18 protein-coding genes are annotated in these 17,309 nt (G+C 60.5%); 9 read left to right on the forward strand and 9 right to left on the reverse strand.

The genetic code is table 11. The features are described from left to right. Positions 1 to 5: 5 nt before the first annotated feature. Entirely contained in the window at positions 6 to 332 is a 327-nt protein-coding gene (gene grxD, locus AQ621_RS03695) for a Grx4 family monothiol glutaredoxin (protein ID WP_036219402.1), read from the reverse strand. A gap of 207 nt (positions 333 to 539) precedes the next feature. Here grxD and argF point away from each other — a divergent pair, with 207 nt between their 5' ends. Further along, positions 540 to 1,454, forward strand: coding sequence for an ornithine carbamoyltransferase (gene argF, locus AQ621_RS03700; protein WP_058340312.1), 915 nt, complete (start codon positions 540 to 542; stop codon positions 1,452 to 1,454). 3 nt (positions 1,455 to 1,457) lie between these two features. Continuing rightward, positions 1,458 to 2,531: an ABC transporter ATP-binding protein gene (locus tag AQ621_RS03705; protein WP_058340313.1), complete on the forward strand. Its 1,074-nt coding sequence runs from the start codon at positions 1,458 to 1,460 to the stop codon at positions 2,529 to 2,531. 11 nt (positions 2,532 to 2,542) lie between these two features. Here the strand turns inward: AQ621_RS03705 and glpK are convergent, their stop codons facing one another. The 3 genes from glpK to AQ621_RS03720 form a co-directional block, all read right to left on the reverse strand. Next, entirely contained in the window at positions 2,543 to 4,024 is a 1,482-nt protein-coding gene (glpK, locus tag AQ621_RS03710; RefSeq protein ID WP_058340314.1) for a glycerol kinase GlpK, read from the reverse strand. A 259-nt stretch (positions 4,025 to 4,283) separates the two neighbouring features. Further along, on the reverse strand, positions 4,284 to 5,852 hold the full coding sequence (locus AQ621_RS03715; RefSeq protein ID WP_058340315.1) for an ATP-binding protein: 1,569 nt from the start codon (positions 5,850 to 5,852) through the stop codon (positions 4,284 to 4,286). Between the two features lie 53 nt (positions 5,853 to 5,905). Further along, positions 5,906 to 6,640, reverse strand: coding sequence for a response regulator (locus tag AQ621_RS03720; RefSeq protein WP_058340316.1), 735 nt, complete (start codon positions 6,638 to 6,640; stop codon positions 5,906 to 5,908). A 243-nt stretch (positions 6,641 to 6,883) separates the two neighbouring features. Here AQ621_RS03720 and AQ621_RS03725 point away from each other — a divergent pair, with 243 nt between their 5' ends. Next, positions 6,884 to 7,645 (forward strand): GNAT family N-acetyltransferase, encoded by a 762-nt coding sequence (locus AQ621_RS03725; RefSeq protein WP_058340317.1) that lies wholly within the window; start codon positions 6,884 to 6,886, stop codon positions 7,643 to 7,645. A 6-nt stretch (positions 7,646 to 7,651) separates the two neighbouring features. Continuing rightward, complete coding sequence (locus AQ621_RS03730) at positions 7,652 to 8,464, forward strand: lysophospholipid acyltransferase family protein (protein WP_058340318.1); 813 nt, start codon at positions 7,652 to 7,654, stop codon at positions 8,462 to 8,464. On the opposite strand, the gene AQ621_RS03735 is transcribed toward AQ621_RS03730, so the two are convergent. From AQ621_RS03735 to AQ621_RS03750, 4 genes are all read right to left on the reverse strand, one after another. Continuing rightward, entirely contained in the window at positions 8,424 to 8,900 is a 477-nt protein-coding gene (locus AQ621_RS03735) for an FKBP-type peptidyl-prolyl cis-trans isomerase (protein ID WP_058340319.1), read from the reverse strand. The genes AQ621_RS03730 and AQ621_RS03735 overlap by 41 nt on opposite strands. Then, positions 8,900 to 11,113 (reverse strand): acetyl-CoA hydrolase/transferase C-terminal domain-containing protein, encoded by a 2,214-nt coding sequence (locus AQ621_RS03740; protein ID WP_058340320.1) that lies wholly within the window; start codon positions 11,111 to 11,113, stop codon positions 8,900 to 8,902. Before AQ621_RS03740 ends, AQ621_RS03735 begins: the two co-directional genes overlap by 1 nt. 114 nt (positions 11,114 to 11,227) lie before the next feature. Then, positions 11,228 to 11,581: a hypothetical protein gene (locus tag AQ621_RS03745; protein ID WP_058340321.1), complete on the reverse strand. Its 354-nt coding sequence runs from the start codon at positions 11,579 to 11,581 to the stop codon at positions 11,228 to 11,230. Positions 11,582 to 11,777: 196 nt separating this feature from the next. Beyond that, the gene (locus AQ621_RS03750; RefSeq protein ID WP_058340322.1) at positions 11,778 to 12,815 is read right to left on the reverse strand and encodes an NADP(H)-dependent aldo-keto reductase; all 1,038 of its coding nucleotides are present in this window, start codon (positions 12,813 to 12,815) and stop codon (positions 11,778 to 11,780) included. A gap of 101 nt (positions 12,816 to 12,916) precedes the next feature. Here AQ621_RS03750 and AQ621_RS03755 point away from each other — a divergent pair, with 101 nt between their 5' ends. Together AQ621_RS03755 and AQ621_RS03760 are read left to right on the forward strand one after the other, a co-directional pair. Further along, complete coding sequence (locus AQ621_RS03755) at positions 12,917 to 14,164, forward strand: glycosyltransferase family 4 protein (RefSeq protein ID WP_058340453.1); 1,248 nt, start codon at positions 12,917 to 12,919, stop codon at positions 14,162 to 14,164. Then, complete coding sequence (locus AQ621_RS03760) at positions 14,130 to 14,711, forward strand: phosphatase PAP2 family protein (protein ID WP_058340323.1); 582 nt, start codon at positions 14,130 to 14,132, stop codon at positions 14,709 to 14,711. The genes AQ621_RS03755 and AQ621_RS03760 overlap by 35 nt, the downstream gene beginning before the upstream one ends. Here the strand turns inward: AQ621_RS03760 and dinB are convergent. Next, positions 14,686 to 15,750, reverse strand: coding sequence for a DNA polymerase IV (gene dinB, locus AQ621_RS03765; RefSeq protein ID WP_058340324.1), 1,065 nt, complete (start codon positions 15,748 to 15,750; stop codon positions 14,686 to 14,688). The genes AQ621_RS03760 and dinB overlap by 26 nt on opposite strands. A 114-nt stretch (positions 15,751 to 15,864) precedes the next feature. Between dinB and AQ621_RS03770 the strand changes: the two genes are divergently transcribed. The 3 genes from AQ621_RS03770 to minC are packed head-to-tail and all read left to right on the forward strand — an operon-like array spanning position 15,865 to position 17,299. After that, positions 15,865 to 16,143 carry a DUF1244 domain-containing protein gene (locus tag AQ621_RS03770; protein WP_058340325.1) on the forward strand — a complete coding sequence of 93 codons (279 nt, stop codon included), beginning with the start codon at positions 15,865 to 15,867 and terminating at the stop codon, positions 16,141 to 16,143. After that, the gene (locus tag AQ621_RS03775) at positions 16,143 to 16,505 is read left to right on the forward strand and encodes a HopJ type III effector protein (protein ID WP_058340326.1); all 363 of its coding nucleotides are present in this window, start codon (positions 16,143 to 16,145) and stop codon (positions 16,503 to 16,505) included. The genes AQ621_RS03770 and AQ621_RS03775 overlap by 1 nt, the downstream gene beginning before the upstream one ends. A gap of 23 nt (positions 16,506 to 16,528) precedes the next feature. After that, on the forward strand, positions 16,529 to 17,299 hold the full coding sequence (minC, locus tag AQ621_RS03780; protein ID WP_058340327.1) for a septum site-determining protein MinC: 771 nt from the start codon (positions 16,529 to 16,531) through the stop codon (positions 17,297 to 17,299). Positions 17,300 to 17,309 lie beyond the last annotated feature (10 nt).

Raw genomic sequence — 17,309 nt, forward strand, 5'->3', positions numbered from 1 at the left:
TCAGATCAGGCTTCGGCCTGCTTTACCGCATCTTTAACAACCTTGGCCAGCTCACCGCTTTCGGCCATCTCCAGGACGATATCGCAGCCACCGAGCAGTTCGCCATTGATGTATAGCTGCGGGTAGGTCGGCCAGCTGGAGTAGATTTTCAGGGCTTCACGCAGTTCCTGGTTGTCCAGGATATTTACAAACGCAAAACGCTCGCCACACGCCATCAGGGCCTGGACGGTACGGGAAGAAAAGCCACACTGCGGAGCCTGGGGAGTACCCTTCATGTACAGAATGACCGGGTTCTCTTCCAGCTGGCTTTTAATGGTTTCATTGATGTCCATGAACATACACCTCTGATTGAAAATAGGGGGCGCCGCATTCCGGCTCTGGTTGGCTATTGTACACACCTGCCGGAGCGCACACCAAGCGGCTCCGGTTGATCCGGAGCAAGCCCTGCCGGGCAGCGTTGTCATAGCGGTTGCGAAGGGCTAGACTTGATGCCCTTTTCAGAACCAATCCGTTCCGGAGTTTCCTTGAAGGGGCCTTCCATGGCAGTAAGACATTTCCTGACACTGAATGACATGTCCACCAGCGAACTTGAAGACCTGCTGGACCATGCCTCCCGCCTGCGCCGGGACTGGCGTGCGGGCAACGTCAGAGATTCCCTTAAAAACAAAGTCCTGGCGATGATCTTCGAAAAATCATCCACCCGTACCCGGGTGTCTTTCGAAGCGGGCATGGCCCAGCTGGGCGGTTCTGCCATGTTCCTGTCACCCCGTGATACACAGCTGGGCCGTGGCGAGCCGATCGAAGACTCTGCCATCGTGATCTCCAGCATGGTGGATGCGGTGATGATACGTACATTCGCTCATGAAACCGTGGAGCGTTTTTCCGCTGCCTCCAGCAAGCCGGTCATCAATGCCCTGACAGACGATTTCCACCCCTGCCAGTTGCTGGCCGACATGCAGACCTACCGGGAACACCGGGGCAGCATCAAGGGTGCTACCGTGGCCTGGATTGGCGATGGCAACAATATGTGCCATTCCTACATCAACGCGGCAGCACAGTTTGATTTCCACCTGAACGTAGCCTGCCCTGAAGGCTACGAGCCGGACGCGAAACTGCTGGCCGACCACGCCGACCGGGTGACGGTTTACCGCACACCGGGCGAAGCGGCCACCGGCGCCGACCTGCTGGTAACCGACGTCTGGGCCTCCATGGGCCAGGAAGGCGAACAGAAGGCCCGGGAACGGGCATTCCGGGACTACCAGATCAACCCTGCACTGATGAGCCAGGCCAACAAGGATGCGCTGTTCATGCACTGCCTGCCGGCCCACCGGGGTGAAGAGATTTCCGCCGACATGATGGAGCATCCCGGCTCTGTGGTATGGGACGAGGCCGAAAACCGCCTGCATGCTCAGAAAGCCCTGCTCGAATTCCTCATTCTGAACCGTCTGGACTGATCCATGGTCAATACACCGGCACCGGCTTCCGGCTGGTTACTGGCAGTGAACAACCTGTCCTGTGGTTACGGCGGCGATTCCGTGGTGCGGGACGTCAGCTTTGCCCTCAGCCACGGCGATATCGGCTGCCTGCTTGGCCCCAGCGGTTGCGGCAAAAGCACCATTCTCCGGGCCCTGGCCGGCTTTCTGCCCATCAGCCATGGCGAGATCCAGCTGCAGGGCCAGGCCATCAGCCTGCCCGGCCGCACGCTGGCGCCGGAAAAGCGCAAGATCGGCATGGTCTTCCAGGACTATGCCCTGTTCCCGCACCTGACCATTGCCGATAACGTCGGCTTTGGCCTGAAAGACCTGAAAAAGCCCGAACGCCGCCAGAAGGTCATGGAACTTTTGAACCTGGTGCACCTGCAGGACCTTGCCGACAGCTACCCGCACCAGTTGTCAGGCGGCCAGCAGCAGCGGGTGGCCCTGGCCCGGGCCCTGGCTCCGGAACCTACCCTGATCCTGCTGGATGAGCCGTTCTCCAACCTGGACACCGACCTGCGCCGCAGGCTAAGCCTGGACGTGCGGGAAATCCTGAAAACACTGGGCATCAGCGCCATCCTGGTCACCCACGACCAGCAGGAAGCCTTTGCCATGTGTGACCAGATTGCCGTGCTGCAAAGCGGACAGATCCAGCAGTGGGACGTGCCCTACAACCTGTACCATGAACCCTCCAACCGCTTTGTGGCCAGCTTTGTCGGCCAGGGCGGCTTCATCCCCGGCAAGGCCCTGGGGCCGGATACCATCGAATCCGAACTGGGCATTATTCATGGTAACCGTGCATACAAGTGGCAAGAGGGAACCCTGGTAGACGTGCTGATCCGGCCCGACGACATCGTTTACGATGAACACTCCGACCTCAAGCCCAAAGTGGTGGAAAAGACCTTTGCCGGCACCTCTACCCTGTACCGCTTCCGGTGCTCGGAAGACACCGAATTTGAAGCCCTGTTCCGCAGCCACCTGGACTTCCACATCGGCGAGCAGGTGCCGGTGCGGGTCGAGGCCGACCACCTGATCGCCTTCGAGCGCACCGCCTGAGTCGGTCGCGCTCAGTTATTACACACCCGCTCCACAGCATCCAGCCAGCCGGCGTAGAGGGATTCTCTCAAAGCCGGTTTCATATCCGGCCGGAACTGGCGCTCGCATTCCCACATTCCGGTAATCTGCTCCAGGTTCTCGAACACACCGGTTTGCAATCCGGCCAGGTAAGCCGCCCCCAGTGCCGTGGTTTCGGTCACCCTGGGCCGGTCTACCGGTACATTCAGGATGTCGGCCAGGAACTGCATAACCCAGTCGTTCACCGCCATGCCACCGTCCACCCGCAAGGACTCCAGCCGGGCACCGTCGTTACGGATAGCCCGCACAAGGTCCTTGGTCTGGTAACAGACGGATTGCAGGCCAGCGGTTACGATTTCGGCAATGCCGGTATCCCGGGTCAGTCCCAGAATGGCACCGCGGGCATTCGGATCCCAATGAGGCGCACCCAGCCCGGTGAAGGCTGGCACCAGGTACACCGCATTGTCGGCGCCCACAGCCTCGGCGTGGCTGGTAGATTCGCTGGCATGGGCAATCAGCTGTAAGCCGTCCCGCAGCCACTGCATGGCAGCACCAGCCACAAAGATACTGCCTTCAATGGCGTAGCAGGGCTTGCCGTTGAGCCGGTAAGCCATGGTCGTCAGCAGGCGGTTCTCCGAGCGCAGGGCCTTGTCGCCGGTATTGAGCATCAGGAAGCAGCCGGTGCCGTAGGTGCTCTTGGCCATGCCCGGCTCAAAACAGGCCTGGCCAATCAGGGCGGCATGCTGGTCACCGGCAATACCGGCAACCGGTACCGCTGCCCCCAGCCATTCCTCGGCGGTATGGCCATAGTCATCCGCGCTGTCGAGCACTTCGGGCATCAACGCAGCAGGCACCCGGAACAGTTTCAGGAGCTCGTCATCCCAATCCTGGTTGTGGATATTGAACAGGGCAGTCCGGGAAGCGTTGGTGGCATCTGTGCGATGGGCTTCGCCCCGGGTCAGGTTCCACAAAAGCCAGCTGTCGACCGTACCGAACGCCAGCTCGCCTGCCTCTGCTTTTTGCCGGGCTCCTTCCACGTTATCCAGCAACCAGGCAATCTTGGTGGCAGAGAAGTAAGGGTCTATCAGCAATCCGGTGCGGTCCACCACCAGCGATTCGTAGCCGTCGGTCCGCAACTTGGTGCATAAAGAGGCTGTGCGCCGGTCCTGCCAGACAATGGCGTGATGGATTGGCTCTCCGGTCGCCCGGTCCCAGATGATGGTAGTTTCCCGCTGATTGGTAATGCCGATTCCCGCCAGGTCTGACGCCTGCAGGCCTGCTTTGTCCAGCGCCCCGCGGCAAACCGTCAGCGTGCTGTCCCAGATTTCCCGGGCATCGTGTTCTACCCAGCCATCTTTCGGAAAGTATTGATGGAATTCCTGCTGGGCCACGGCAACCTGGTTACCGGTTTCGTTAAAGACAATCGCTCTGGAACTGGTGGTGCCCTGATCAATGGCTAAGAGATAACGGGACATCTAACTCTCCTGTTGTTTTCAGGAGATTCTACCAGCCGGGGCTGTGTGGAGGGGAACAGATACAAGGGACAAAACCCGGAAGCAAAAAAAAGGGCCGGAAAAGACCGGCCCTCAAATGACGAATGAAACAAGGAAAGTTCGTAAGAACTACAACCTCAAAAGTCATCCCTTACGTTTTCGATTATTGACCAGCCGCCCCACGGGTTCAGTAGCGGTTCTGTAGAGGTTTGTTACATCTGGTGAGGCCGCGAGCACTGGTTCACAAAACTGAGTCCACCGGCTTACGACGGGGCCAGACCAGGCTGAACCGGGCTCCGCCCAGCTCGTCGCTACGGCCCAGAAACGCCTGCCCGCCATGCCAGTAAAGTATGCGGCGAACAATCGACAAGCCCAGGCCATAACCGCCGGAAGTTCGGGTACGGCTGTCATCCAGGCGGGCGAAGGCGGTGAAGACTTTCTCCCAATCCTGTTCGGGAATGCCGGGGCCATCATCTTCTACATCGATGCGGCAGGTATTTTCATCCAGCTGGCAGTTCACCACCACGCGACTGTCGGCGTAGCGGGCAGCATTGCCAACCAGGTTCTGGATGGCGCGGTGAATATAGCGGGGCTCCATGTCGGCCAGCGCCCAGCGTTCAGAAGCCTTATCAATACGGCACTCAATGTTGATGCCTTCGCGGATCTGTCGTTGCTCCTCCACCACCTGCCGGGTAATATCGGTAACCGAGCCTTCCCGCAGGCTGAACACCGGCCCACCCTGCTCCAGCCGGGCATAGGTTAGAATCTCGTCAATCAGCTCATCCAGCTCCTGAATATCACCGTCGATACCGGACAACTGCTTTTCCATGGTCTCGGGGGAACTTGCCGATTCGATCATCTGCACACCAAAACGGATGCGTGCTACCGGCGTTCTCAGCTCGTGGGACACCGCGTGGATCATTTCCCGCTGCACCTGCACCAGGCGCTGGATATGCTCGGCCATGCCGTTGAACGAAGAGGCCAGGCGGGACACCAGCGTACCGGCCTCGGATTCCACCCGGGCGCCCATCTCGCCCCGGGCAATACGCACGGCCACCGCCTCGACCTTGCGCAGGCGACCATCCACAAAACGTAATCCCAGATACAGGCCCAGAGCCAGCACACCACCAATCACCGCAGCCAGCAGCACCAGCATTGGCCAGCCCCAGGGATTGAACGGCGCCGGCATGGTCATTCGCACCAGGTCGCCCTCCGACAACCGGAGCAGCACACTGGCACGGCGCCCCTCATGGAACACCGAAAAGCCGCGGTCGCCCAGGTCCTGCAACACCGCCTGGTCCGGTAACTGATCCGCTGACTGCAACGGCCCGATAGACACATTCAGCGATTGCCCCAGTTCTTCGGATACATGGTTCAGCTGCTGCGGATTAGCCGTATCCAGGTGCCAGCGCACCAGCAGGGCCAGCGCACGGGTAAGTTCAGGGTAGGTTTGCTCAAGCGACAGGCTGAGAATGCTGCCGTCGCCGGCACGCACAAAAAACCGGTAGCCGGTGCCCGCCGGCTCCGCGACCACCTGGCCATAGGCCAGGCGCTCAGCCAGCACCGGGGCGTCTTGCAACTGCTCTGGCAGCAGCGTGTGCAAGCCGAACAGCGAAGGCATCCAGTGGTATTGCCAGGCCGGGTCAGGAACCGCCGCCAGCCAGCGCATCAGCGGCTCGGCGGCCTGCTCATGCCAGTACTGGCCCCGTACGGAATTGATGCCGTTGAACAACAGCACACACAGCACCAGCACTGCAGCGGTGATGGCCAGCAGTCGGGCGTAGATTTTCAGGAAGAACTTCAGGGACATGGAAACAAACCCTGGTAACCGGCACCGCCCCGAACGGGCGGCGCCTGGGGCGATCAGGCTTCTTTAACGAACAGATAGCCTTTGCTGCGCACAGTCTTGATACGGCGCGGGTGTATCGGGTCATCACCGATTTTCGGGCGAATGCGGGACACACGAACGTCAATGGAGCGGTCCTGGCCGTCGTATTCAATGCCGCGCAATGCGGTGAAAATCTCTTCCCGGCTCAGTACCCGGCCGGCATTGCTGGCCAGCAGCCAAAGCAGGTCGAACTCTGCACTGGTCAGGTCAATGCTCTGTTCATTGAGCCAGGCTTCGCGCATGGAGCGGTCCACCACCAGGTCATTGAACTGCAGGCGCACTGGCTCTTCGCCGGAGTTTTCCTCAGCCGCCATCGGGGTGTTCTCTACCCGGCGCAGCATGGCCCGGATCCGGGCCAGCAGAACCCGGGGCTGAACAGGCTTGCCGATGTAGTCATCAGCGCCCATTTCAAGGCCCAGAACCTGGTCGAGGTCGTCAGTGCGGGCAGTCAGCATGATGATCGGGCCAGAATAGTAAGGCCGAACCCGCCGGCAGATCGACAGGCCATCTTCTCCGGGCAGCATCAGGTCCAGTACCACAAGATCCGGCTGCTCATTGCGGATACGTTCAACGGCGGCGCCACCGTGGGTTTCCAGAGAGACCGTCAGGCCATTAGTCTCAAGATACTCGCGGGTGAGATCCGCCAGCCGCTCATCATCCTCTACGATCAGGATTTGCCAACTCTCGTTTGTCTGCTCCACGCCATCCATCTCTGTTGTTATGTGATCGTTTTTCGGGGTTACAGCCCCTGACAATACAGGCAACGTTCAGTTACAGCAATTATACATGCTATTCAGAAATATACATGGAACCGGCAAGGGGTTACAGCTTGTGACACAGTTCCGCTTTTTGCCACACCCCTGCGGCTGTCACAGACACGTCACCGGTAAGTCACCGGTCTGTCATACGCGGTTCATAGCCTTGACCTGAACAAGAAACAATGAGGCAACGCCATGACCGCACAAACTGTACGCACGCAACCACGCCGCGGCCGTAACCTGAAAATCAGCCTGACCCGCAGCCCGGACCAGGTAGATGCCGCCCAGCGCCTGCGTTACCGGGTGTTTTCCGAGGAATACGGCAGCGATCTGGGCGCCACGGTTCCGGGGCTGGATGCCGATGCCTACGACGCCGTATGCGATCACCTGATCGTCACGGACGAAGACACCGGCGAACCCGTTGCCACCACACGAATCCTGCACCAGCAGAGCGCGGCCGCCATCGGCGGATTCTACTCAGCCGGAGAGTTTGACCTGGCCGCCCTGGGCCAGTTGCCCGGCACCATGGCCGAGCTGGGCCGTACCTGTGTGCACCCGGATTACCGCAATGGCGGCACCATAACCTTGTTGTGGGCGGCCATTGCCGAGTACCTCACCGAAAGACAGGTCGACTACCTGATCGGCTGTGCCAGCATCAGCATGGCGGACGGTGGCGGCCGGGCCTGGCGCATTGCCCAACACCTGCAGCAGCAGTATTTATCTGCGCCGGAGTGCCGGGTTACTCCGCTGCGCCCCCTGCCCCACCTGACCCATCCGGAAACCCATAAAGCCGAAGACATCCCCGCGCTCATCCGGGCCTATATGCGCCTGGGCGCCAAGGTCTGCGGCGAGCCTTGCTGGGACCCGGAGTTCCGTTGTGCGGATGTGCTGGTACTGCTGGAAGTCAGCAACCTGGCCGGCCGCTACAGCCGGCACTTCCTGCGCAAACCGGCCTGAGCCGCGATGAGCGGGATTCGACTGGTCACCCGGTTGCTGGCCTTTGCCGTGTTCCTGTGTGGCACCTGTGTGCTGACCCTGGCTTTGTTAGCGGCCGACCGGGTCAGAAAGCAGCCCACAGACAAGAATGCCTGGGCCACCTTCTGTTTCCGGCAGGCTTGCCGGTGCCTGGGCTGGCAGGTACAGGTGCATGGCCAGCCCGCCTCCGGCAATGCCCTGTACGTAGCCAATCACATCAGCTGGTCAGACATTCCGGCACTCGGCTGCCTCACCCCGTTGCGGTTTCTGTCGAAGGCTGAAGTTGGCAGCTGGCCGGTGATCGGCTGGCTGGCCCGACAGGCCGGCACCCTGTTTATCAGGCGCGGTGGCGGCCAGGCACGGAGAATAAAGAAAACAATGGTGGAGCACCTGCAGGCGGGGGAATCGGTCCTGGTGTTCCCGGAAGGCACCACCAGTTCCGGGCTTGCGGTATTGCCGATGCACGGGTTATTGCTGACTGCGGCGCGGGACGCCGGGGTTCCTGTTCAGCCGGTCACCATCGGTTACCGGCGTAACCAGCGGCCAGACCCGGTTGCACCCTTCGTGGGTGACGACAGCTTCCAGCGGCACCTGGTGCGCTTGCTCAGCCTGCCGCCAACCTGCATCGAGATCGTGTTTCACCCGCCGGTCACGGCAGACCAGCCGGTGAACGACCTTAGCCGTCATATCCACCAGGAGATCAGCGCCGGCCTGAAGCGGATTCATTCCGGCGAATTCGATACCTGCGAACCGCTGCCGGTCAGAACAGCGGCCGGCCCTGGGCTATCTCGTCTTCCGTAGCCTCGCGGCGACCGACGATTTCCAGGTCAAAATACAGGGTGAATCCTGCCAACGGGTGGTTGGCGTCAACCTTCACCAGGTTGCCGTCAATCGCGACCACCTGGACCACCTGGGCTTCGTCACCGGAATTGGTCTGGAAGCGCATACCCACATCCAGGTTTTCCACCCCTTCGAACAGCGAGCGGGGCACCTTGCGTACCAGTTCGTCCCGGTATTCACCGTAGGCCATCTCCGGCGGAATCGTCACTTCCAGGCAGTCTCCCACCTTGCGGTCTTTCACCGCTTCCTGGATACCTTCGATAATCTCTGGCGAACCATAAAGAAAGTGCAGCGGCTCGCTGCCTTCCGAGGTATCCACCAGTTCGCCAATGCGGTTTTTCAGCACATAGTGGACGGTAAAGACTTCCGGCTTTTCTTGCGGGGTTTGTGCTTGCATCAGTTTTTCGGCTTTCCTGTCGGTGTCGGAGTTTCCAGGCGTTCAAGGCCGTGGATGACCAGCTTGCGGTCCAGCTTTTCCCGCAACCCGGAGGGCCGCTGCAGCCCCATGCGCTCAAGCAGCGCCTGGTAGCGACCTTCCTCATCCTCGGCCCGCAGGGCCTGCCAGAGGGTGGCGAGTTTACCACGACGGGAGCCGGTTGCGGCCTTCAGCCCCTTAAGGGCTTTCCCCAGTGTCAGTTCTTCGTCGGTGAAATCCCGGCCGAACGGGAAGGCCGGGAACCAGTCGCCCTCACCCGCCGCATTCATGGCGTTACGCACGGCCGCCGGCGTGTTGTCTTTCCAGTGTGCCGGTATCTTGAAGTCAGCCCGCACCTTGCCGGCCTGCTTGGCCTGTTTCAGCAGCCCTTCCTGGAAACGGGCATCTGCAATGCGGATCAGCCGCAGCATCACCTGCTCGTCGCTCTGGCCCCTCAGGTCAGCAATGCCGTATTCGGTGATCACAATGTCCCGGAGGTGCCGGGGAATGGTGCAGTGGGCGTAGTTATAGACGATGTTGGAAACGGTTTCGCCGCGGGATACACGGGTTGCCCGCAGGGCCAGGATAGACCGGGCACCCGGCAACTCATGGGCCATGGAGACAAAGTTGTACTGGCCACCCACACCGCTGACCACGCGGCCATCGGCCAGGCCGTCAGACACCGCCGCGCCGTTCAGTGTGTACATCATCGCGGAATTGATAAACCGGCTGTGAACCCGCTGGGCGGCCTTCAGCCGCTGGTTACCGAAGCGGTGGTCATACAGGTGGTTGATATAGTTCACGCTGGTCATGCATACGCGGTCCCGCTGCTCCGGGGGCAATTCCCTCAGGGCCTGGTAGAACTTCTCCGGGCCCACATAGAAACCGCCGTGCATGACAATGCCGCCCGCCAGTTTGTCCCCCAGGGCATGCTCTGCCAGTGCCTGCCGGGTTTCCGCATCGGCCAGGTCGGCCTGAACCGATAGCTGTTCATCCAGAACCAGGCGCCCGCCGCGCAATTCGACACCGGCTCGGATCACCCCGTAGCGGATCAGCCACTGCAGGTCCCGGGCCCGAAGGGGTGACTCGATAAGCCCTTCCTTGAGCAGCACATCCAGCGTATCCAGCGAAGGCTGCCCGCTGATATCGCCCTGATTGATCAGCTCTTGCAGGCGGGCGTCGTCGAACACCTCCCGCTCCAGGATGCCTTCCTGCATCAGGTACAGAAAGCCGTCCACCATCATTTCGCTGCAGCCGTACAGTCCCTCGTCAAAGCGGCCGGTACCGCCAGACTCGCTGGCCACCGGGAACTCTTCCGCCACGTTCAGGTGTTTGTACACCGCCTGCCAGGCGTCATTGCTGTGGTGGCGCAGAATGGCATTGTGCACCAGCGCGGCCCCCAGGGAACCGATGCCCACCTGAAGCGTGCCACCATCTTTAAGCAATGTGCTGGCGTAAAAGCCGATCATATGGTCGGCGGGGCTGACCGCCATCTGGGGTGCTGAAAACAGGGGATAATCGGTTCTGGAATCTGCCAGCACCACATCGAACTGGTTCTCGGGCACCGCCGCGTCGTGGCCGAACCAGGGCAGGTTGCTGTTTACTTCGCCCACGATGGCCACCGGGGTGCCCTGCGCTTCCCGCTCCCGCATCAAAGGCAGGATATCCAGCGTCAGGTCCGGGTTACAGCTGAAGCTCAACTCGCCGGGCCGGTCGTGTTCGGCGCCCGGCGACATCAACTGGCCGATCACATTGATGCCCTGGGCCATCAGGTCACGCACCGCATGGGTGTAGTTGGTGCATACGTAATTGCGCTGCTGGTCCCGGTTATTCAGGTAACTGCCGGCCTTGAAGAAGAATTCAGACACGGTCACGTTTGCCGGCAACCGGTTGTTGGTCACATCCCGGGCGTAGGCCAGCTCGGGAATGTTGCCGTAAAGCCGCCGTGCAAACGGGCCCATAAAGCGTTTTTCAAGGGAGGAGCTGCCTTCCGGGGCAAGCAGGGACAAAGCGGTGACAATGTGCAGCTGGATTTCCGGGTCGTCTTTGGCGCGCTGGTAGAGGGCGTTCACAAAGCGCACCGGTTTGCCCAGCCCGAGCGGCAACCCGAGGGTAATCCGCTTGCCTACCCGCTCGATCACGCGGTCTACACAGTCATTTGCGTTATCGGAATAGATTCCGTTCTGCTCGGCCATTTCCGGCTCCTCGTTCGATGAGAATCTCAACAGTCGTGATGATCACACGAGCAAACGAGGCTGACAATGCGTCAGGTCAGGAGAAACGGCAGAAAGCGGAGGTAAAAAAGGGGATCAGAAATTCCAGCGCAGGTTCAGGCACGCACCTTCATTGAGCAGGGCGATACCGTGGTCAGCCTGGGCACCGTCAGATGCGTAGGATTTACCGGAATTGCGGGAGCGCACAAGGCCGAGGCTCAGAAGCCTGGAGCCAATGGCTGCAAAGGCATCACTGCGGTCTTCTTCAACATCCCCAGACATCCATTCCTGGAATTCGTAGATATCTTCGGGCGACATGGCACCATCACGCTCGGCCATCATGCGTTCCGACAGCATGGGCTCGGATAAAACCGGTTCTGCCGCCTCTGCGCGTACCGCGAAGGCAACCAGGTTGAGCACCAGAAGAATCAGAAACAGGCGGATAATCATGACAACACAACAGACCTGGGTTCGTTAAATTGGCCGAAAGGCTACTGTACGAAAGTCTAGTGATTATCCACGAAATTGATGTGAATTTGCACACAAATGCGCCAGCAATCTGGCGCATTTACGGCACTTTTTTGTCAAGAAATGATCAGTTATTTTGCATTCTGTAACATTTGCCCGGTTACCCGGGCAACACCGATCACGGGCAGGGGTAGGTGAACTCGGCGTGGATCGCCTCAATCGCAGCGACCAGGTCCTGGCTCAGGTTAATCTCGGCAGAACCGATGTTCTCCTTCAGCTGCTCCATGCTGGTGGCGCCGATGATATTACTGGTAACAAACTCCCGGCTGTTTACCCAGGCCAGCGCCATCTGCGCTGGCGACAGGCCATTCTGGTGCGCCAGTTCGCAATAGGCCCGGGTGGCGTCGGCAGCATGCTCTCCGGTGTACCGGCTGAAACGCTCATACAGGGTCAGCCGCGCCTTTTCCGGCCACTTGCCACCCAGGTACTTGCCGGTAAGCATGCCGAAGGCCAGCGGCGAATACGCCAGCAGCCCGGTGCCTTCACGGTGGGCAAACTCCGCCAGTCCGGATTCGAACGAACGGTTCAGCAGGCTGTACGGGTTCTGGATAGACACCACCCGGGGCCAGCCATTCTCGCGTGACAGCCGCAGGTATTCCATGGTGCCCCAGGGCGTCTCGTTCGACAGGCCCACGTGGCGTATTTTGCCCTCTTTGACCAGCTCGTCCAGGGCACCCAGGGTTTCCTCGATGGGCGTCATGGTTTCACTGGGGTTGCGCACATAACCCAGCTTGCCGAAGAAATTGGCGCTGCGATCCGGCCAGTGCACCTGGTACAAATCGATATAATCCGTTTGCAGGCGCTTCAAGCTGCTTTCGCAGGCTTCACGGATGTGATCCCGGGTCAGCCTGGGGCCGCCACGCAGGTAACCCAGGCCATTGCCGGGGCCTGCCACCTTGCTGGCAATCACCAGGTCATCCCGCTTGCCCCGGCTGGCCAGCCAGTTGCCCAGGTAGGTTTCGGTCAGGCCCTGGGTTTCAGCCCGGGGCGGCACCGGGTACATCTCGGCGGCGTCGATAAAGTTGATGCCGGCGCCGGTGGCGTAGTCCAGCTGCTCAAACGCTTCCTGCTCGGTATTCTGTTCGCCCCAGGTCATGGTGCCCAGGCAAATCAGACTGACATCGATGTCGGTGTTTCCAAGTTTTCGCGTTTGCATGAATTCTCCTCGTTTGCATGAGAGATCAGTAACCACAATACGTAAAGGGATTGTCACAGGGCTGTCGCATTACTGTCATGGCCGGTTTCCATAGTGGAGGCATGACAGAAAAACCTTCAGGACAAGCCGTGACAGAACTCCCGCCAACTGACCGGCGCGCACACCACATTACCATTGTTTCCGAGACGTTTCCGCCGGAAATCAATGGCGTGGCCAACACCATGAAGCACCTGTGCCAGGGGCTGGTGCAGCGTGGGCATGTGGTTACGGTGGTTCGCCCTGGTCAGCGCCGGGAAGGCAAAGGCCTGTTCGACTGTAACGGCGACGGCCTGTGTTCCCGGGAGCTGATTGTTTCCGGCCTGCCCCTGCCCGGCTACAAAGACCTGCAGTTCGGCCTCTCCCGCCCCGCCACCCTGAAGAATTTGTGGCAGAACCGCCTGCCGGATGCCGTTTACGTGGCAACCCAGGGGCCCCTCGGGATTGCCGCTGTGTCTGCTGCACGAAAACTGCAGATCCCGGTCATCTCTGGCTTCCACACCAACTTTCACAGCTACTCCCATTACTACGGCGTGGGCGCACTGGAACGCCTGCTGTGCGCCTACGGCCGCTGGTTCCATAACCGCACGGCCCTGACCCTGGTGCCAACCCGGAAAATGCAGGCGGTTACCCGCAGCATGGGCATCACCAACGCCGGCCTGTGGGCCCGGGGTGTGGATTGTCAGCGCTTTACTCCCCACAAGCGTGATGCAGGCCTGCGCAAGGGCTGGGGCCTGGGCGAAAACGACAAAGCCGTGCTCTATGTGGGGCGTCTGGCACTGGAAAAAAACATCCGCAAAGCCGTGGCCTGCTTCGAGCGCATCAAAGGCCTGCATGCCAACGCCCGGTTTATCCTGGTGGGCGATGGGCCACTGCTGCGTCAGCTGGAAGAGCGACACCCGGACTACATTTTCTGTGGTACCCGGCAAGGCGACGACCTGGCCCGGCACTATGCCTCCGGCGACCTGTTCCTGTTCCCCAGCAAAACCGACACCTTCGGCAACGTGGTGCTGGAAGCCATGGCCAGCGGCCTGGCGGTAGTGGCGTTTGACGATGCCGCTGCGGCGGAACACATCCGGCACGAGGAGAACGGCCTGAAAGCGCCGCTCACCGAAGACGAAAGCTTTATCAACAACGCCCTGCGACTGGCAGACCAACCCAGCCTGCTGCAACGGATACGGGCCCAGGCCCGGCTGGATGCACTGGAGCTGAGCTGGCACAGCCAGATAGAACAATTCGAACAACTGGTACTCAACCAACCTGCACAGGCCCGATACCATGGCGTCAACAAGCAAAGCATCCAGACTCTTTGAACTGGCCGACCAGCGTGAATACGCCCTGTGCCAGTCTATCAACCGCACCACTCGTTTCCGGCCGGTAAAAGGCTACTTCCAGCTGGTCAGCCGGCTGGGTGATGGCTGGCTCTGGTACGCACTGATTCTTGCCATACCCTTTATGGCACCGGCCCACGGCCAGAACATCGCCGTACTGATGGCGTTTACCGGGCTGACCTGCACTATTAGCTATAAAGGCCTCAAGCACTGGCTGATCCGCGAGCGGCCATTTATTTCTTTCCCGGCCATCAACTGCGCTACACCCCCACTGGACCGCTACAGCTTCCCGTCGGGCCACACCCTGCACGCGGTGTGTTTCCAGGCCATGCTGTTTGCCACCCTTCCGGCGCTGGCCTGGGCCATCCTGCCGTTTACCCTGTCTGTAGCTGCTTCCAGGGTGGTGCTGGGGCTGCACTATCCGAGTGACGTGGCGGCCGGCGCCCTGATTGGCGGCCTGATGGGCTGGGCTTCAGTACAGCTGTTCGGCGATCTGCTGCCGCTCAGTCAAACAGTCGCAGCTGGGTAACCGGCGCTTCGTCGTTGCGAAAACGCACCCCTACTCCCATCAACCGCACCGGACGATCCCGGTTGCTGACCAGTTCATCCAGCAACGGCTGGTAATCCTCCGGAGCCGGTTCCGCCACCGTGTCCCGCACCCGCTCCAGGGTGTGAGTCGAAAAATCGCTGTAACGGATTTTCACGAACAGTTTGTGGATGGGCTTGTCCCGGCCCTTGCGGGCCAGGCGCAGGTTGAGATCGGCCACCAGCGCCGGCATCACCGATTCACAGGCCTCCTTGCCCGGCAAATCCTGGGAGAAGGTGCGCTCTACGCTGACCGATTTCGCCACCCGCGACACCACCACCGGGCGCTCATCCCGGCCATGGGCCATCTCGAACAGCCGGTAGCCCTGCTTGCCAAATTTCTCGATCAGCACATCGGCGCCTAAAGCCTGCATATCACCACAGGTTTCGACCCCCAGCGCGTGCAACTTGCCTGCCGTTACCTGGCCCACACCAAACAGTTTTTCCACCGGCAGCGCCTTTACAAACGCCTGCACCTCCTCCGGCGTGATCACAAACAGGCCGTCGGGCTTGCGCCAGTCGCTGGCAATCTTGGCCAGGAACTTGTTTGGTGCCACCCCGGCGGAAATGGTGATGCCCACCTCCCGCTTCACCCGCTCCCGCAGGTGCCGGGCCATCAGGGTGGCACTGCCTTTATGGTCGGTAATGTCGGAGACATCCAGGAAGGCTTCATCCAGCGACAGCGGCTCCACCAGGTCGGTCATATCACGAAGAATGGCCATCACCTGCTGGGAAACCGCCCGGTACTTGCCCAGGTCCGGTGGCACCATCACCAGCCCGGGGCACAGACGCCGGGCCTCGCTGCCCGGCATGGCCGAGCGCACGCCAAAAGCCCGGGCCTTATAATTGCAGGTAGTCACCACACCACGGCCGCCGGCGCCGCCCACAGCCAGCGGAACGTCCCGCAAAGACGGGTCGTCACGCATCTCGACAGCGGCGTAAAAACAGTCGCAATCTACATGGATGATCTTGCGCTGGGCCATACAGGCAGGCTCACGTTAACAATCTGTACGTTTATACAGCCTTGTATCTTACGGTAACATGCCGAGAATGTCAGGAAACCCAGAACATAACCCGGTACATCACTGTGAGGCTCCATGACTAATCCCATCCCCGAGAACGATCGCACTGAAATCGAAGCGGCCGCCTTCCGCCGCCTGGTTGCGCACCTGCGCGAGCGCACCGACGTACAGAACATCGACCTGATGAACCTGTCCGGCTTCTGCCGCAACTGCTTGTCCAAGTGGTACCGCGCCGAAGCCGCCGAACGCGGGTTCGAGATCACAGACCCGGCCGCCCGTGAAGAAATCTACGGCATGCCTTACGAAGACTGGAAAGCGAAGTATCAGATCGGCCCGAAACAGGACCACAAATAATGAACGCTGCTGAAGCCGTTCGCATTCACCTGGCCTCCCTGCAGGGCGGCCACGCCAGTTTTGACGACACCCTGGCACTGATCGACCAGCACTTCGAGTTCCAGCCCACCGGATTCAACAACGGTCCGCTGCGTAACGAGGCCGGCGAGAACGCCGGTTCCTGCCGGGTGTTTGCCCTGGGCCAGTACTGCAACCTGAACGAAGCCGATACCCTGCAGCTGTTTGCCCAGCACTACCAGCAGGTACTGGGCGACCCGGCCGGCGACAGCCACGGCAACATCCGCCAGTTCATCAGCACCGGCTGGTCCGGAATCCGCTTTGACGGCCAGCCATTGCGCCCGAGAAACGAAACCAACTCGTAAAACACCAGGGAAGACTGCTATTCATGAGCGATACCGCCACCTCCGGGGTAAAACAGAGTTTCCAGCTGAAAAGCGCAAACGTCTCACTGACGGCCCTGGAGCTTTACTACTTCGACAACGAAGAATTCGAAGCCAACCTGCGGGACAAGATCAGCCAGGCACCGGGTTTCTTCAAAGACATCCCGCTGATCATCAGCCTGGAGAAATACGAAGGCCTGGACAGCGAACTGGATTTCTTCAAGATCATCGGTACCTGTCGCCGCCACAACATCCACGTGATTGGTGTTCGTGCCGGCAATGAAGACCAGCGCCGGCTGGCCCGGGGCGCTTCCCTGGCCCTGCTGCCAGGCGGAACGGTGCGCGAAAAGCCACAAACGGCAGCCCCGGAACCGGAAGCCGCGGCCGAAGAGGCCCCGGTAGCTGAAGCGCCGGCCGCTGCGCTGTCAACCGCAGAACCGGCCCCGGCCCGCATCATCAGCCAGCCGGTGCGTTCCGGCCAGCAGGTGTATGCTCCGGAGGGAGACCTGATTATCCTGGCGCCGGTGCAGGCAGGTGCCGAAGTACTGGCCGCAGGCAATATTCACGTGTACGGCCCCCTGCGAGGGCGGGCACTGGCCGGTATCCACGGTGCCGAGAGCGCCCGGGTATTCTGCCAGTCACTTGAAGCGGAGCTTGTGTCCGTCGCCGGACACTATAAAATCTCCGAAGATCTTCAGGACAATGGCTGGAAAGGCGCTGTGCAGATCCAGCTCAGGGACTACCTGCTGGTGGTAACGCCACTGGACAAGGCCTGATGTTGTGACA

Source organism: Marinobacter sp. P4B1 (genome assembly GCF_001447135.1).
GTDB lineage: Bacteria > Pseudomonadota > Gammaproteobacteria > Pseudomonadales > Oleiphilaceae > Marinobacter > Marinobacter vinifirmus.